15 protein-coding genes are annotated in these 16,438 nt (G+C 58.6%); 5 read left to right on the top strand and 10 right to left on the bottom strand.

Translation table 11 applies throughout. The features are described from left to right. Positions 1-86 precede the first annotated feature (86 nt). The gene (locus ABEV74_RS21010) at positions 87-776 is read left to right on the top strand and encodes an HAD family hydrolase (RefSeq protein ID WP_062491718.1); all 690 of its coding nucleotides are present in this window, start codon (positions 87-89) and stop codon (positions 774-776) included. A gap of 55 nt (positions 777-831) precedes the next feature. Here ABEV74_RS21010 and ABEV74_RS21005 read toward each other — a convergent pair whose 3' ends face one another. The 6 genes from ABEV74_RS21005 to ABEV74_RS20980 all read right to left on the bottom strand — a co-directional run bounded on the left by ABEV74_RS21005 (position 832) and on the right by ABEV74_RS20980 (position 7,696). Further along, positions 832-2,025, bottom strand: coding sequence for a YheC/YheD family endospore coat-associated protein (locus tag ABEV74_RS21005; protein WP_430149300.1), 1,194 nt, complete (start codon positions 2,023-2,025; stop codon positions 832-834). 51 nt (positions 2,026-2,076) lie between these two features. Beyond that, positions 2,077-2,550 carry a GNAT family N-acetyltransferase gene (locus ABEV74_RS21000; protein WP_430149298.1) on the bottom strand — a complete coding sequence of 158 codons (474 nt, stop codon included), beginning with the start codon at positions 2,548-2,550 and terminating at the stop codon, positions 2,077-2,079. Positions 2,551-2,552: 2 nt separating this feature from the next. After that, positions 2,553-3,707, bottom strand: coding sequence for a YheC/YheD family endospore coat-associated protein (locus ABEV74_RS20995; protein ID WP_430149296.1), 1,155 nt, complete (start codon positions 3,705-3,707; stop codon positions 2,553-2,555). Continuing rightward, positions 3,697-5,076 (bottom strand): YheC/YheD family endospore coat-associated protein, encoded by a 1,380-nt coding sequence (locus ABEV74_RS20990; protein ID WP_430149294.1) that lies wholly within the window; start codon positions 5,074-5,076, stop codon positions 3,697-3,699. The genes ABEV74_RS20995 and ABEV74_RS20990 overlap by 11 nt, the downstream gene beginning before the upstream one ends. A 70-nt stretch (positions 5,077-5,146) precedes the next feature. Continuing rightward, complete coding sequence (locus tag ABEV74_RS20985) at positions 5,147-6,307, bottom strand: YheC/YheD family endospore coat-associated protein (protein WP_430149292.1); 1,161 nt, start codon at positions 6,305-6,307, stop codon at positions 5,147-5,149. Between the two features lie 15 nt (positions 6,308-6,322). Continuing rightward, the gene (locus ABEV74_RS20980) at positions 6,323-7,696 is read right to left on the bottom strand and encodes a YheC/YheD family endospore coat-associated protein (RefSeq protein ID WP_430149289.1); all 1,374 of its coding nucleotides are present in this window, start codon (positions 7,694-7,696) and stop codon (positions 6,323-6,325) included. 291 nt (positions 7,697-7,987) lie between these two features. On the opposite strand from ABEV74_RS20980, the gene ABEV74_RS20975 reads away from it, so the two are divergent. Both ABEV74_RS20975 and ABEV74_RS20970 read left to right on the top strand, forming a co-directional pair. Further along, the gene (locus ABEV74_RS20975; protein ID WP_430149286.1) at positions 7,988-8,323 is read left to right on the top strand and encodes a YlbF family regulator; all 336 of its coding nucleotides are present in this window, start codon (positions 7,988-7,990) and stop codon (positions 8,321-8,323) included. An 82-nt stretch (positions 8,324-8,405) separates the two neighbouring features. Continuing rightward, positions 8,406-8,696 (top strand): hypothetical protein, encoded by a 291-nt coding sequence (locus tag ABEV74_RS20970; RefSeq protein ID WP_430149284.1) that lies wholly within the window; start codon positions 8,406-8,408, stop codon positions 8,694-8,696. 169 nt (positions 8,697-8,865) lie between these two features. Here the strand turns inward: ABEV74_RS20970 and ABEV74_RS20965 are convergent, their stop codons facing one another. Then, positions 8,866-10,200, bottom strand: a complete 1,335-nt coding sequence (locus tag ABEV74_RS20965) for a sensor histidine kinase (protein ID WP_430149281.1) — start codon at positions 10,198-10,200, stop codon at positions 8,866-8,868. 126 nt (positions 10,201-10,326) lie between these two features. Here ABEV74_RS20965 and ABEV74_RS20960 point away from each other — a divergent pair, with 126 nt between their 5' ends. Next, positions 10,327-11,676, top strand: coding sequence for a DRTGG domain-containing protein (locus ABEV74_RS20960; protein WP_430149279.1), 1,350 nt, complete (start codon positions 10,327-10,329; stop codon positions 11,674-11,676). Positions 11,677-11,716: 40 nt separating this feature from the next. On the opposite strand, the gene ABEV74_RS20955 is transcribed toward ABEV74_RS20960, so the two are convergent. The 3 genes from ABEV74_RS20955 to ABEV74_RS20945 form a co-directional block, all read right to left on the bottom strand. Then, positions 11,717-12,010 (bottom strand): YtpI family protein, encoded by a 294-nt coding sequence (locus ABEV74_RS20955; RefSeq protein WP_062491738.1) that lies wholly within the window; start codon positions 12,008-12,010, stop codon positions 11,717-11,719. Between the two features lie 98 nt (positions 12,011-12,108). Beyond that, entirely contained in the window at positions 12,109-12,618 is a 510-nt protein-coding gene (locus tag ABEV74_RS20950; RefSeq protein WP_430149277.1) for a sporulation membrane protein YtrI, read from the bottom strand. A 4-nt stretch (positions 12,619-12,622) separates the two neighbouring features. Beyond that, positions 12,623-12,946 carry a YtrH family sporulation protein gene (locus ABEV74_RS20945; RefSeq protein WP_430149274.1) on the bottom strand — a complete coding sequence of 108 codons (324 nt, stop codon included), beginning with the start codon at positions 12,944-12,946 and terminating at the stop codon, positions 12,623-12,625. Between the two features lie 170 nt (positions 12,947-13,116). Between ABEV74_RS20945 and ABEV74_RS20940 the strand changes: the two genes are divergently transcribed. After that, on the top strand, positions 13,117-16,438 hold a 3,322-nt coding region (locus tag ABEV74_RS20940; RefSeq protein WP_430149271.1), incomplete at its 3' end, for a DNA polymerase III subunit alpha.

Genomic DNA, 16,438 nt, shown 5'->3' with positions numbered 1-16,438 from the left:
CATTTTAACTGAGTGATCGCGAACGGCTTGCAGCCGACTCTCCCTTTCTGTATGATTAGGGCAAACAGAAAGGAGAGAAAACCGCGTTGCAACAAGTATTGCACCCGCCCGAGGCACTTATTTTCGATATGGACGGCACATTGCTGGAAACGGCCACCCTTCTCGAGCGCGTACATGACCGCCTGTTTCGGCAGCTGCGGGAGGAAGGCTTGTATTTGCAGGAGACGCCGCCGGTAGAACGGCTGCTCGGCAGCCTGGGCATGCTTCTTGACGACATTTGGCGAATCGTGATGCCGGACGGTTCGGATGCGGCGCGGAAACGGGCCGACGAGCTCCTTCTTCGCTACGAATTGGAATATCTTGAAGCCGGCGAAGGCCGGCTGTATCCTCATGTCGCCGAAACGTTGCGGCAGCTTAAGGAGAGCGGCTTCAAGCTGTTCGTCGCCAGCAACGGTCTGGAGGACTATGTGAAAGGGGTTGCCTATCATAAAGGAATCGCGCCGTTATTCGACGGTCTGTACAGCGCGGGCGAGTACGGAACGGCAAGCAAAGTCGACCTTGTCGCCCGCTTGCTTGCCGACCATGGCATCGCGTCGGCCTGGATGATCGGCGACCGCTCTTCCGATGTGGAAGCAGGCCATAAGAACGGACTGCCGGTCATCGGATGCGCTTACGCCGGATACGGCCGGAAGGATGAGTTGAAAGATGCGGACCGGTTAATTGAAGACTTCCGCGAATTGCTGGAGCTTGCCCTTCCCCGGCGGGCACAGGCGTAAGTCCGGCGCGGTCCGGCCTTGTCCCGTACATCCGCAGCGCGTAAACCCGGTACGTTTAACGTTCCGGGTTCACGTTCGCATCCGCTTCGGTCGAATCATTGCCGCCGTCGACAAGGAGGGCGGACTTGTTCGACTGTTGTCGGCGTTTGCGTTTGCGATTCTCCTGATAAACCCACAGCGCATATTCGAGCGGCCGTATAATAGCTTTCCGGTACGTCTCCTTTTCTCCGGCTTTGGCGAACACTTCGCGGGCCGGCTTCGGATTTACTTCCAGCAGCCAGATCCGTCCTTGCCGGTCGATGGCCAGATCCAGAGCAAGCTCGCACAACTCATTATAAGATTTCTCCAAGTAAGCCGCGATCTCCTCGCCAAGCTCCTTCGCCTGCTGCTGGACGCTGTCCGCCAAAGCTTCGTCGCCAATCCATTTCAGGAGCAACGTTCGCATCGGCACAGCCTCCCCGCCGCCATGCAAATTCGACGTAATGCTGCCTCTGCTTCCGACCCGCCCCGCACAGCCGGTCATCTCCCATTCGCCCGCGCCGTTCTTTTGAACCAGCATCCGATAATCGTGGACGCGTCCGTTTGGCAGCTTCAAATGAATGCCTTGCTGAACGAGATACTTTTGTTCTTTCAAATTCCAGGTCGGCAGCCTGGCGTGCAATACGGTATAGCTGATTCGCTGCGGCTTGATGATGCGCCTGTTGCGGTCGCGCCCCTGGATGAGCAGCGTGCCGTCCGACTTGCGCTCGATCCGCAGGATACCCCGTCCTCCCGTACCGTTAATCGGCTTGAGATAAAGAAGCGGATATTTCTTCAGCATTTCGTTCACGTCACGCATGCTTTCATAAAACCGGGTGGCCGGCAGATGGGGACGGAACCGCTCGTTTTTCTGCAGCGTCCGGTACACCGTCCACTTGTTGCGCAGGGGACGGTTCAGGAAAGTGAGATGACCGTAAACGCTGCGGAACCGCTTCAACTGCTCGAAACGGCGGCTGCGCTGTATCCGGCACCGGTCAAAAATCATATGCGGGAACTTCGTCCACTTGCGCGACCAGGTTTTCGTTTCCGTATTGTAAAACAGCGCATGGATGCGGTGCTGCCGGTAGTCCACATCCTGCGGTGTAAATACGAACATTTCGAGACCTAGCTTCAGGCCGGCGGCAATCATTTTTTGGTAGACCGACTTTTCCTCCAGCAATCCGTTGTCGTTCAGATATAGTGTCAGAATGCCCAGTACGGGCTTAGCCATCATGATTCCTCCTAAGACTTTGCAAAGCAAAGTCCGCTTCGTAAGCAACGGCTATGACTTTGCGGGTATCGAATCGGGCGTCTCGAAGCGAAGCGTCGGCTTGCCGGTCGGCCCTGGTGAGAGGCCAACGGCAATCATGCCGGCATTGAAGCAGGCCGCCATACTGGCGGCATTGTCCGATGCAACCCGGCAGGACAACCGTCCGAAATAGCTGCGCAAACGAAGCAGCAGCTGGCTGGCGATGCCGAGTCCTCGGGAATCGGGATGTGTCACGACGATGCAGGTTTTCTCGCCCGCGCCTTCCGCGAAGGCGAAACCCGTCAGCTTGCCGTCCCGGAGCGCGATCGCGATCGCGGAGGATGGCGTCTCCTCCGCTGGAACCGGCGCCAGAGCCGAGGGCTCGAGCTGACGAAGCCGCTTCAGCGCGGCGGCTGTCAGCCGGCGGTCGCCGTACCGAACCGCGAAGGCGACGATCCGGCTTTGGTAAATCGGCCATTCTTCCGGCGTCATCAGCTTGATTCGCATGTTCATGCTCCCCCCGCTTTCGCCGTTTTTTTGTTGTACAAATACTGGCTGTAATGAAAAATCTGCTCGAGCGATTTGCGCCGGATATGCGTTTCGTCGAACTTCATCGGTTTCGCATTGGCCTCGAAAAACCAAATCTTCCCGTTACGGTCGACGCCCAGGTCGAGAGACATTTCCCCGAGCGCTTGGCCCGATCCCCGCTCGATTTGTCTGGCGATCGCAAGCACGGCATTTTTGACCTTGGTCTGGATAATATGCGCTTGCTCCTGGCCAAAGTAACTGTTCAGCAGCTTGAAGGGATCCTCAATGCTGCCGCCTCTTGGCACATGCGTCGTAATGCTGAAGGAACCGGCGACGCGGGCACCGATGCCGGTCAGTTCCCATTGGCCGCGCTGATTTTTTTGCACGAGCGCCCGCAGGTCGAATTTTCGGTCGTTAAATTGGGCAAGCCGTATTCCTTGCTGCACAATGTACGGCGCATTGCCGCATTGTTTCACGATGCGGTTCCATAGTTTCGGAAGAGAGGCGCAATTGTAAGTAATGCTTTTCTTGTCCTCCTGTATTTTCAAACGAAACGGAAGCTGCTTCTCGGGCAGCAATTTAACCGTCATAATGCCTTTCCCGGCTTTTCCGCTTACCGGTTTGAGATATAAATAGGAATGTTTGCGCATCAGCCGGTGCAGTCCTGCGCTCGTTAGCAGGCGCTGCGTCGTCGGAATGAACGGCTTCGTCGAACTGGAAGAGCGGAGCCATTCGAATAGCTGCCATTTGTTGAAAAAGGTCGGATTGAACAGCTTCAGCCGCGGGTTTCGAAGGCAGGCCGCTAATTTTTTGCGGACGAGCGGCAGCATTTCATCCTCGCGCTGCGGAATCCGGTTATAGATAATGTCGGGGAACGGGAACTGCTGACGAGACCAGGTGTCGGATTTCTCGTGGTAGGTATATCCCTTCACTGTACTTCGTTTCAGCTTCAGATCCTTGACGGTAAGCACATAGACGATGAAGCCCATCTCCCGGCCGGTTCGGATCAGATCGGCAAAATTGGCTCGGTTGCCCCGGAACATCAAAACGTCGTCATCGATCGTCAAAATGGCCAGTACCGGACGATCGGCGTTCAACTCATGAACGGACGTGTCTTCCGCATGTTCAGGCTTCATCGTTTGACCCTCCCTGGAAGCGGCTTAAATAGAGGCAATGCTCCAATATAAGCTCTAGTGAAGCCCGGCCCTGGGACTTCAGCGCCGGATGCTTGAAGATCGAGCGGCCCGGCTTGGCGTTCGCTTCGAACATCCAGACTTCGCCGTCCTTGTCGATGCCGATGTCCAGACCGAGTTCACCAAGCCGATGCGGATAATTCCGCTCGATCGCTTCGGACAGGCGGACGGCTACCCTCTTGGCCTTCTCCAGCACTTCGGCCGCCCTGTTGCCAAAAGCGCGGTTCAGGGCCTGCTCCGGCGTCAGCAGCGAACCGCCGTTCTTGATATGGGTCGTGACGCTGCCGCGACCGGCTTTCTTCGCGCCGATACCGGCGGGCACCCATTCGTTGCGGCCGTTCTTATGCATATGAAACCGGAAATCGATCGGGCAGTTGTCGATTTCGATCAGCCGGATACCCTGCTGCGCGACGTAGCTTCCGAGCCGGCCGCCGTGACGGCTTTGCAGCATGCGAATCAGGTTTTGAAACTTGGAGAAGCGCAGCAGCACATTGCTGTTGCCGCTTCGATAACGGGCGAAATAGCCGCGCTTCGGATGATAGGTCAATCGGTAGATGCCGATGCCAAGGCTTCCGCCGGTCGGTTTCAAATAGACAAAATGGTGCTTCTCCAGCATCTCTTTAATTTTTTTAGCGCTTGGGCCGGATACCGACTCCGGGAGATGCTTCAGCGCCTCGACATCCTGATCGAGCATCTTGTAAACATCGGACTTGTTTAAAAAGCTCCAGTTGAAAAACGGGATTTTTCGCCGGACGAAACGTTCTCTGAGCGACGCGATGGACAGACTCGTCTCCGCTCTTCGGCTCGGCAGCCGGTTGTAAACAACATCCGGGAGCGGCACCGTCTTGCGGTACCACCCCCCCTGCGCGTTCAGGAAATGGCCGTTCACCGTTTCCTTCTGCCAATTAATGTCGCGGGGCGTAAACGCGAAGAAATACGCTTTTTTCTCGCCGAGCCGGATCAGTTGACGGATAAATCCTGTCCGCGAACCGAAAGGAGAGCTCGAGGATTTCAGATCGGAATCGGTCAAAATACCGATCAGCGGTCCGAGCTGCACTTCATTTCCCGTGCTTAGCAAATAGACGTTGCCCGTCTTCGGAATGCGGATCGACTGCCGTACGCCGGCCGACACATACATGTGGTGTCCCTGCCTTTTGATCGTTTTGACGGCGGCAGCGATGACTTCTTGACCGAGCTTGAACCGAACCGTATTTTTGCCTGCCAGCTTGAGCGTTTTGGACAGGGGTGGAGTCAAATAGACGACGCGGTCGGCTTGCCTCGAGAAGTGAACGTTGCATAATGTCAAACTCATGAATGGACCTCCTGAACCTTTCTCCGATAATCACCGGGTTGAAAAGCTTCTCGTCATGGTCGGCGGTCGATCAAGATACGTTCGTTTCGAAAGGAGAGTATCGGCGCCCGAGGAGTCGGGCGTACAGCAGCGGCTGTATGACCGAATCTTTCGCCGCTTGCGAATCGCCCAGCATTCGAAACGATTGCCGTCCCGGCTTGGAGTTGGCCTCCAAAAGCCATGGTCGCCCGTTCCGATCGATACCGTAATCGAAACCGATTTCCGCGAATCTTCCGTAGTGTTGTTCCAGCGTCTCGGCGGCCGTATGGCTCCATCGGACAATGTTGCCGAGCAGGTCGTCGGCTGCGGTCTCGCCATACGTTTCGCGCAGCCAGGCGCGCGCCGGGCGCGGTGTTCCGCCGCCATGCAGGTTGGACGTCACTGACCCCGGAAAGCCGAGCCGAATCGCCGATCCGGTCTCCGTCCAACGGCCGTTTCCGTTTTTCTGCATCAATACTCGCAGATCGAACGGTCTGCCGCTCGAGTCCGCAAGCTGTAAATACGGCTGAATCAGGTAATGGGCCGTCCCGATGAAACGCTTCGTCCATTCGCTGCAACCTGTCGCATCCGCGAACGATAACGTGAACGGCCGGTTAAGGCGCGACCGTCCGGTCAGGCGCAGGCGGCCGCCGACCGTGCGGATGCGTATAATTCCGCGCCCCTGCATCCCTGCCGCAGGCTTCAGGATAAGGTCGTCTCCGTAAGCGCGGGCGGCCGCGCGCAAGGAGACCGCGCCGTCGTACCGCATCGTCGGCGGGAGCAACGGCGCCAGCTCCGGATACCGGCGAAGGGTGCGGTAGACTTCCCACTTCCCGGGCAGCTCGCTGCTCAGCAGCACAAAGGGCTTGTGCTCCGCCAGAGTTTTCAGCAGCGTTCGGCAGCGGCTGCGTTCACCTGCCTGACAACCGAAGCAGCGGTCGTATACAATGTCGGGAAGCAGCGGCCCGCATTCCTGCCATTCGCCTTCGGCCAGGCGGTAACTGTGCCATTCGCCGGCTGCGCGGTCCGGACAGATCACGACGACATCCAGATCGAGTCCGGATCCATATACGGCCAGCTCCCGGCAGAAGCCGTCTTCCGGCATTCGCAATTTGCGCCGGAAAGCCGCACCGGGACGGACCGCTTCGGACCGGCCGGGCAGGATCGGGACATATTCGGTTCCTGACGTTAAAATCGCGATAACGAGTCGCATGGGAAAGTTCCTCCATCAATAGCCGCACAAATATCGCGCGTATTGGATCAATTTGCGGACGGACGGTCTTATTTTGTTGTCGTTAAGCGGCGTATTGTCGTTTTTCGATGGCTTGGAATTGACTTCGAGCAGCCATACCCGGCCGCTTGTATCCAGGGCCAGATCGATGCCAAGCTCGCCGAAATGGGCCGGGATATGCGCGTCGATGCCGGCGGCGATTTCAAGGGCGGCGCGCTGCAGCCGTCCGGCCGCCTCCTGGCGGCTTGTGCCGGGCGCAAGATTCGATCTGGCGATCGCCCCTTTCACGGTCGTAAGCGTACCGCCGCGGGCCAGGTTGGAAACGAAATGATGATTCCCGGCAATCCGGCCGACAATGGACGTAATGGTCCATTTCCCTTTGCTGTTCTTCTGCACGAGCGCGCGAAAATCGACCGGCCGATTCTGAATATCGATCAGCTGTAGTCCTTGCTGAATCTGGTACCGCACCGTCTTCATCTTGCCGGAGATGGCCGAGAACAGCTTCTGCGCGTTCGCGTACTGCTGTTTTCGCGTTCCGCCGGCGGTCGTGCTCAGAGCCAGCAAGCCGCCGCCTTCAGTCCGCGAAATCCGCATGATGCCTTTGCCGAGACTTCCTCTGATCGGCTTCAGGAAGACAACCGGATAGCGGGAGCACATCGCTTTGAGCGTCGAATAACTTCCGAGCAGGTGCGATTCCGGCAAATAGCGGGTTAAGGAAAGGTCTTGCTTAAGCGAATCGAACACTTCGGTTTTATCAAGAAACTTTTCGTTGAAAAAATGGGTCTGATGCCGCGCCTTTGTTTCCTTCATAAATCGTTGCACGCTGGAGCGGTTTTCCAGCTTGCGGGTGGTCAGTCTGTTGTTGATGACATCGGCTACGGGCATCGTCTGACGAAACCACTTTCCTGCCGGGCAAACCCATCCTTCGATATAATTGGCGCTTTCTCCGATCTGATCAGGGGTAAAGAAGTATGCCATAGCCCCCTGAAGCCGGCATGCCTCGACCAGTTCTTTACAAAACTGCGTAATCGCCCCGAAGGGCCTGTCGGGCATGCCGGGATAGTCGCGGCTGATCAATACCCCGATGAGCGGGCCGAGCGAAAGCGTTGAAGAGACCGGGCGATACAGGATACGAAGCGAGGCGCCGGCCGGAATGCCCATCCGACGGGCCAACTGCTGACTGATTCTCATGCCGTCGTAACGGGCGACGGGAACGACTTTGACCGGCTGCCGGAATGCGCCGAATTTCAATACGACGGGCTGGCCCTCTGGAATTTTCCACTGCTTCATGTACATTTCGCCAAGCATGACCGTATCGTCCGGCAGCAGGCCGGGGTTAATCACCTGGATGGCGACTTTCGACTTCTGCATCGTAAAACTCCTTCCGGACGGGAGGATAAGATTTGACGTTCGGGATATTCATCTGGGCGTTCCGGGAGAACCGGCAGGGCCATAGACACGAACTACTTCATCATATGAGGACATCTACCCCTTGGTGATTGGCCACCTCGCGCAGCATGCGAAAGTTGGCATGTCCCGTTCGAGCGGACGATGCCGGCCGACGACTTTGCTCCGGCGCCGCTCCGATGTTATGATCGAATTATGGAATTTGACGGCAGGGCAACCGAAAATGAGGCGGTTCGTCAAAGGAGGAGCAAGCGAATGAATGTGTACGACAAGGCCTATGAGTTGGCCAAGGCGCTCAAGGAATGTCCGGAAGCGGCGGAACTCCGCGCCGCCCGGCTGGCCGCGGAACAGGATCAGGAAGCGAAGCTTGTGCTGGACGATTTTCGGGAGCGCCAGAATGCGCTCCAGCAGCAGATGATGTCCGGCGAGGAACCTTCGGAGGAAGAAATGGAAGCGATCGGCAGGTTGTACGAGGATCTTGCCCACAGCCCGCTCATTAACCGGCTGTTCGAAGCGGAGCGGAGATTCGTCGTCGTATACGAGGATGTGAACCGGATTATGTCCGATGTGCTGAAATCGGTGCTGGATTGACATATGGCGGCTTTCGGCGGCATAGAATGATGATGCGGACAAGTTGAAGCCGTATCTTTCGTTCGGAGGAGCTGATGCGAGGATGACGATTCGACAATGGCGGCACGCTCTCTATTTGGTCGCCGCCCTGGCGATGCTGGTGTACGCATTGCCGCGTCTCGAACTCGGAGGCGGATGGAGCGCCGAGAGCGTGTTCGGGCTGGCCTGGACGGTATTGGCGCTGCTGGCCGCTGGCGCCAATCTGTGGATGCTGATCGGGCAGAGCGAGGAGAAGCGGCGGGAGCTGGAGCGTATTCGCCGCGCCAAATGGAGAATGTGGCAGCGCGGCATTGAGCGGGCCGGAGCCGTTCGGCGCGGCCGAACGGAAAGCTAGAGAGTCGGCGAAGCACATGATTCCGGCCTGAAAAACCGCATATCGCGATGCCCGGGCTTGATTGGCGCTGTCAAGCGCTTTTGCAAGTCCGGGCCTGACGGCGTATGTCCCGAATCGCCCGCCGGACCCGCCCGGCCGGTTCCGGCAAACGGTGCGCCGCGCAACGCAATCAGGAGAAAACAGGCTGTCTTAACGGAACCGTAGCGGTAAAATGCAGGTAGCCTTCCTCGAACGTCACGTTCAGTCTTCCTTTGTAGTGCTTCACCCGATCGGCGACGATGGACAGCCCGAGCCCCGCATGATTGCCTTTCTTCGTCGTATATCCCGGAACGAACAAATGCTTTCGCATTTCCTCATTGAAGAAAAAGCAACGGTTGGATACTTCGATGACCAGCTTCGCATCTTCCTTCGACAGCCTCAGCCGCACATGCCGCGCATCGTCCGGAAGCTTCATCACTTCATCGAACGCGTTATCGAGCAAATTGCCGACGATGCGGACGAAATCGATGCTTTTCATCGATTCATAGGCGGATTTGGAATCGGTATACCGGCATTCGAAGCGAATGCCTCGCTCTGCCGCGATCGCCGCTTTCGCCTGAATCAGCGCCGAGATGGCCGGCGACGGCAGATCGCTCGCCACGTCGTCCCATACCCGGATATCTTCCGCCAATTCCATGATATAGGCAAGCAGCGCTTCGAGATGGCCCCTTTTTGCCATTGCGTGTATGACCTGCAGATGGTTGGCAAAGTCATGCCGCTGTCCGCGCACGGTCGTCACCATCCGGATCAGGTCGCCGACATAAGCGCTTTGCGTCGCAAAAATGGCATCTTCGCGCATTTTGGCCGTGAGCCGGAGCGCGAGGAACATGACGACCGCGACGCTGGCCAGGCAGAGATACATGATCGCCATTGCCAGCTGCTGTCGAACCTCGATGAAAGAAAAAATAAACAGTAAGGAAAATAACGCGAGCTGGACCGCAATGGACAGCAGAAATCCGAAAAACATTTTCGGTTTGAATTCCAGAATCATGCGGCGGATCCGGATTGCGGGATAGATTTGTTGTTTGTCCAGCCACCAGCTGAGCAGCGCGATCGATGCGTAGGCTGGCCAGAAAAAAATGATTTTCCAATACAACGGACCGGTGCGGATTTGTTCGAACGGCATGAACTGAACGATCACGGAAGCGATGACCGTTTCGTACAAAAACGTCAGAATGAAGCCGGTGGCCACGATGATCGTCACGATTTTGGGCGAAAACTCGCGGAACACCAAATATAAAAACAAAAAACAGGCGGCCATGGAACCGATCATATGCCACGGCATCGGCAGGCCGTGATATCCGAAATAAAGATACCCCGAATATAAGATGGAAAAGAGCAGCAGCCGTCTCCAGAAACGATCGGCCTGAATTCCCCAGAATACAAAGCTGAACCAGACGTTGGCGATCGTTTGAGGAATGGATATGCATAGGGTAAACAAGAGCAATTCGAGCGCGTACTCCATAAACAGGTCTCCTTCAAGCATCGACAGGCCGCGGTTCCGGCAGTTTCCTTTCACATATTAACTTTACTTTGTTTTTGGTAAAATGAAAATAGTTTTTGGAAACGCTGCAGCAAGGAGGGGAAGAAAATGGATACGGAATCGGGGGCCGGCCAGGAAGCCGTTACGAAGCATGAGCAAATATTGGCGTACATTCAAAGTTTGCCGATCGGCTCCAAAATATCGGTACGGAAAACGGCGAAGGCGCTCGATGTGTCCGAAGGAACCGCCTACAAGGCGATCAAGGAGGCCGAATCGCTCGGGCTGGTCACGACGAAGGAGAGGATCGGCACCGTCCGCGTCGACCGCAAAAAGCGAAGTTCGCTCGAACAACTGACGTTCCGCGAGGTGGCGGACATTGTGGAGGGGCAGCTGTACGGGGGCGAAGCCGGCCTCGACAAGACGCTGCACAAGTTCGTGATCGGCGCGATGGAGCTGGACGCGATGCTGCGCTACATCGACGAGGGAAGCCTGCTGATCGTAGGGAACCGCGAAAGCGCCCACCGCTGCGCGCTGGAAGTGGGGGCGGGCGTGCTCATCACCGGGGGATTCGAACCGAGCCCCGAGGTGAAGGCGCTGGCGGACGAGCTCGGGCTGCCGGTGCTGTCTTCCCGCCACGATACGTTTACGGTGGCGTCGATGATCAACAGGGCGATGTACGATCGGCTGATCAAGCGGAAAATCGTGCTGATCGAAGACATTGTGACGCTGAGCCGCCCGGCGTCGGTGATGCGGCCGGACGACACGGTGGCCGAGTTTCACCGGCTGTCGGGCGAAACGGGACTTTACCGGTTTCCGGTCGTGGACGATCGGTACCGTGTCATCGGCATGATGACGGCCAAGGATGCCGCCGGCTTCCCGCCCGATCAGACGGTGGACAAGCTGATGACGCGCAACCCGATAACCGTCTCGCCGAACATTACCGTCACATCCGCCGCTCATACGATGGCGACGGAAGGGATCGATCTGCTGCCGGTTACCGACCGTCACCGCAAGCTGCTCGGCGTCATCAGCCGCCAGGAAGTGCTCGAGGCGATGCGCTACGCCGGCAAGCAGCCGGAATCGGGCGAGACGTTCGACGATCTGATGTGGGGCGGCTTTGTGAAGACGGAAACGGAAGAAGGCGGGCAGTGGACTTACAAGGGCCGGATTACGCCGCAAATGTCGGGATCGCTCGGCACCGTGTCCGAAGGCGTGCTGACGACGCTGATGACGCAGGCGGCGCGGCGGATGATCCGGGAGATGGGGAAACGGGACCACGTGCTGGAAAGCATGACGACCTACTTCGTGCGCCCCGTCCAGATCGACAGCGAGATCGTCATTGCGCCGCGGGCGCTGGAGGTAAGCCGGAAAGCGGCCACGCTCGAGCTGGAAATCAGGGACGAGGTCGGCCTGGCCGCCAAATCGATCTTGACGGCGCAGATGATCGATTCGTATTAGGTTGCGGCGGATGACCAAAAAAGAAGGGGGCCGCGTACGGCTACCCCTTCATCGCCCGGTAGATGCTGTGGTTGCGCATGCCTGCAAACAGATTGAACAGGCCGAGCAGCAAAAACACCGCGCCGACGATAAGGCGCAGCGTGGAGCCGCTGAACATCAGCATCTGCACGAAAGCGAGCAAAATCAGCGTAATGCCCATGCATATGTTCGTACGGGCGGCATAGACGCCGCGGCTTTTCAGATCGGCGGAGCGGCGCGATTTGAAGCTGAAGACGACGGACATGACGGACGACGCCGCGATGGCGACGATCAGCGCCCAAAACAAAATGAACATAGGTTGCGGTAACACTCCTTTATTCGGACAACATGGGGCAATCTGCATCTTGTTCCATTGTAACATAATAAATGAAAAGTCCGCACTGCCGCAAACCGCTACGCGGGCGGACGATCGTATACGTCGGCCTTGAACCATACCTGCAGCACATTGTCGACGACGAGCACCGTTTTGATTTCCACCGTAAATTCTTTGCCGTTCACATTGTACACTTTCCGGCTCAGCAGCCGTCTTGCGATATGGGCGTTCGAGTCGATTTCGTAGATGCTTTTGCCGATCAATACGCCCAAATCCTCTTTGATCCTGCTTTTCAGCTTGCCTTTCGTCATCTCGTCCATCGCCTGCTCGTCTTTCTCCAGCACTTCTTCCTCCAGCCGGGGGAGCACGCTTTTAATGACGGTGTGCTGGTTTTTGAACCGGTTCAAATAGCGGATGTCCTCTTCGTACTGGTCCAGCTTTTGCTCCAGGTCGCTTTTCATCTCGACGAGGGCGTTGAATTGCGAATGATAGACGGCGTTGAACAGCGCCGCTCCAATGACGATGCCAAGCAGCAAAAGTCCTGCCGCTTGCAGCCCTTTCGTATATCGCTCGAACGGCGGGACGCGCATCGCTTTAGCCTCCCTTGCATATGAGCCGGATCAGCTCGGTTCCGGTATGCGCACCGAGAAAGGCGCACAGGATGAAGCCGATCTGCTGGGCGACCGGCGACAGATGGCCTTCGAACATATTGGATTCGATCACCCGCATCGGATCGATCGTGCCGCCGACAGCCGCGACAAGCGCCCAAATTTTCAGCCGGGAGGCTTGCTCGAACATGACGACCGTCGGAGGCATGTACACGAAGATCGCCCCGATGCCCGCCAGCATCGAGCCGCCGACAACGACGCCGAAGGCGATAAAAAAATCGAGTATCGCTTTGCTCAAAAAGTAGCTCATCGGATACCACCTCATGCACGGAGCTTGTGCGGAAGCGGCCAGGCGCGCAAAGCCTGTCCGTCCTTTATCTTCATTCTATGGGCGTTGGGCCGCATAATATGATAAAATAAATGAAAGGGAACGAATGTTTGCCTTCCCGTTAACTACGCAACCGGAAAGAAGGACGATGTATGGGTCTCGGGGACGGATTCGTGCATTTGCACGTTCATAGCGAATACAGTCTGCTCGACGGGGCGGCGCGCATCCATGATCTGGCGGCGCATGCCGCCGACCTCGGCATGAAGGCGCTCGCGCTGACCGACCACGGCGTCATGTACGGCGTCGTGCCGTTTTACCGGTCGTGCGTCCGGCACGGAATCAAGCCGATAATCGGCTGCGAAATGTACGTTACGACGGGTTCGCGGTTCGACAAGGGGCCGCGCAAGGATCATCCGATCTACCATTTGATTCTGCTGGCGAAGAACGAAATCGGCTACCGGAATTTGATGAAGCTGTGCTCGATCGGGCATCTGGAAGGGTTCCATTACAAGCCGCGCATCGATCCGGAATCGCTGGCGGCCCATGCGGAAGGGCTCATTTGCCTGAGCTCCTGCCTGAAAGGGGAGATCTCCCAGCATCTGCTGAACGGAAACCGGGACATGGCGAAGGAGGCCGCGCTCCGGTACCGCGGCGTATTCGGCGACGATTTCTACCTGGAACTGCAGGATCACGGGCTGCCGGACCAGAAGAAGGTCGCCCTGGAGATGATCGAACTGGCGCGCGAGACCGGCATTCCGCTGGTCGCCACGAACGACGTTCATTATTTGCGGGCAGAGGATGCCGCCGTTCAGGACGTTCTGCTGTGCATCGGCACCGGCAAGACGGTCGACGATGCCGACCGGATGCGGATGCACACCGATCAGATGTACATGAAAAGCGCGGAGGAGATGGCCCGGCTGTTCCGCCATGTTCCGGAGGCGATTGCCAACACGGTCCGCATCGCGGACCAATGCGAGCTGGAGCTGAAGCTGGGACGGGCGGCGCTGCCTGCGTTCCGGCCGGTGCCGGAAGGGATGTCGTCGGCGTCGTATTTGGCGGAGCTGTGCCGGAACGGACTGGAAGCGCGGTATGCGGGACGGCCGGAGTGGCAGTCCGACCCTGCGTTCCGCCGGGAGGCGGAGGAGCGTCTTGCGTATGAGCTGTCCGTGATCGACAGCATGGGCTTCAGCGATTATTTTCTGATCGTCTGGGATTTCGTCCGCTTTGCGCACGAACGGGGGATCCGCACCGGTCCCGGCCGGGGCTCGTCCGCCGGCAGCCTGGTCGCCTACGTCCTCCGCATTACCGATGTCGATCCGCTCAAATACAAGCTGCTGTTCGAACGGTTTCTTAACCCGGAGCGGGTGTCGATGCCCGACATCGATATCGATTTCAACGACGAGCGCCGCGACGAGGTGATCGCCTATGTGGCGGCCAAATACGGGGAAGAGCATGTCGCCCAGATCATTACGTTCGGCACGATGGCGGCGCGGGCCGCAGTGCGCGACGTCGGCCGGGCGCTCAATGTGCCGTACGCGGAAGTCGACCGGGCGGCCAAGCTGATTCCGAATCAGCCCGGCATGACGCTGGAGGCGGCGCTCAAGGCCAGTCCGGAGCTGCGGGAAGCGTGCGAGAAGCAGCCGAGGACCGGGGAAATGATCCGGATGGCGCTGAAGGTCGAAGGGATGCCCCGCCATGCGTCCACCCATGCGGCCGGCGTCGTCATCTCCGGAGCGCCGCTGACCGATTACGTGCCGCTGCAGGCGGGCGGCGAGAATACGGTGCTGACCCAATATTCGATGGAGCATCTGGAAGCGATAGGCTTGCTCAAGATGGATTTTCTCGGCCTCCGCACGTTGTCGATCATCGAGCGGACGCTCGGGTGGATTCGGGAGATGTACGGCGAGGAGATCGATTTCCGCGCCGTGGCCGACGACGATCCCAAGACGTACGCGATGCTGTCGCGCGGCGAAACGACGGGCATTTTTCAGCTGGAGTCGGCCGGCATGCGGCGCGTGCTGAAGGAGCTTCGCCCTTCGGCGTTCGAGGACATCGTATCGGTCAACGCCCTGTACCGGCCGGGCCCGATGGAGTTTATTCCGCAGTATATCCGCGGCAAGCACGGACTGGCGGAGGTGGAATACCCGCACCCGGCGCTGAAGCCGATTTTGGCGGACACTTACGGCATTATCGTCTACCAGGAGCAGATTATGCAGATCGCTTCGGTCATGGCCGGCTTTTCGCTGGGCGAAGCGGATTTGCTCCGTCGGGCGGTGTCGAAAAAGAAGCGCGAGGTGCTGGACGAGCAGCGGGCGCATTTTGTCGACGGCAGTCTGAAGCAGGGGTATACGGCGGAGGAAGCGAACCGCGTATACGATATGATCGTGCGTTTCGCGGATTACGGTTTTCCGCGCGCGCATGCGGCGGCCTACAGCGTGCTGGCGTTTCAGACGGCGTGGCTGAAGGCGCATTATCCGGTGCCGTTCATGGCGTCGATGCTCGCCTCGGTGACGGGCAACCAGCGCAAGACGGCGGAATATGTCGACGAATGCCGCCGCATGGGCATCCGGGTGCTGCCGCCGGATCTGAACGAGAGCGGCGTCACGTTCACCCCGGTGGCGGACGCGATCCGCTTCGGGCTGGCCTCGATCAAGAACGTCGGCACGCAGGCGATCGAGGCGCTGCTTGCCGAACGGAAGAACGGGCCGTTCCGGTCGCTGCTCGATCTGTGCCGGCGGGTCGATCTGCGCGTCGTCAACAAGCGGGTGCTGGAATCGCTCATTCAGGCCGGCGCGGCCGATTCGCTTCCCGGACACCGGGCGCAGCTGCTCGGCGCGCTGGAAGAGACGGTCGAGACGGCGCTGAAATGGCGCAAGGAGCGGGAGGAGCTGCAGATCGACCTGTTCGGCTTCGACGAGACGCCGAACTGGGAGGTGGAAATGCCGGAGGTAAGGCCGTTTACGGCGGCTCAGCAGCTGGAATTCGAGCGCGAGCTGCTGGGCCTGTACTTGTCCGGCCATCCGCTGGACAACCGCGAGGAGGAGCTGGCGCCCCTCGGCCTCGACCGGCTTGTCGAGCTGTCCGAGGCGCCGGACGGCTCATCTGCGGTGACGGCGGCGATGATCGTATCGCTCAAGCCGTTCACGAACCGCAAAGGGCAATCCATGGCGTTCCTCGAGCTGGAGGACCGCATTATGCGGGTGGAGGCCGTCGTGTTCCCGTCGGTCTGGAAGCGGACGGCCGGCAAGCTCGCGAAGGGCGGCCTGGTCGTCGTCCAGGCCGTCGTGCAGCAGCAGGACGACGACTTCAAGCTGCTTGTGGAAGACGTCGTCCCGCTGGACGCCCCGAACCCTGACCTTGCGGGACAGGTTCGGCGGCTTCAGCGCCAGGCGCGCGCGCGCAGCATGCGCGCCGGCGCCGGCAAGGCCGCGCCGGGCGATGCGCCGGCAAGGCCAAGCGGCGGCGGCGCCGGGG

The sequence above is a fragment of the Paenibacillus cisolokensis genome (assembly GCF_050481165.1).
GTDB classification, from domain to species: domain Bacteria; phylum Bacillota; class Bacilli; order Paenibacillales; family Paenibacillaceae; genus Paenibacillus_AH; species Paenibacillus_AH cisolokensis.
The sequence above is the reverse complement of the archived record's forward strand: the minus strand, read 5'-3'. Positions and strand labels throughout refer to the sequence as shown.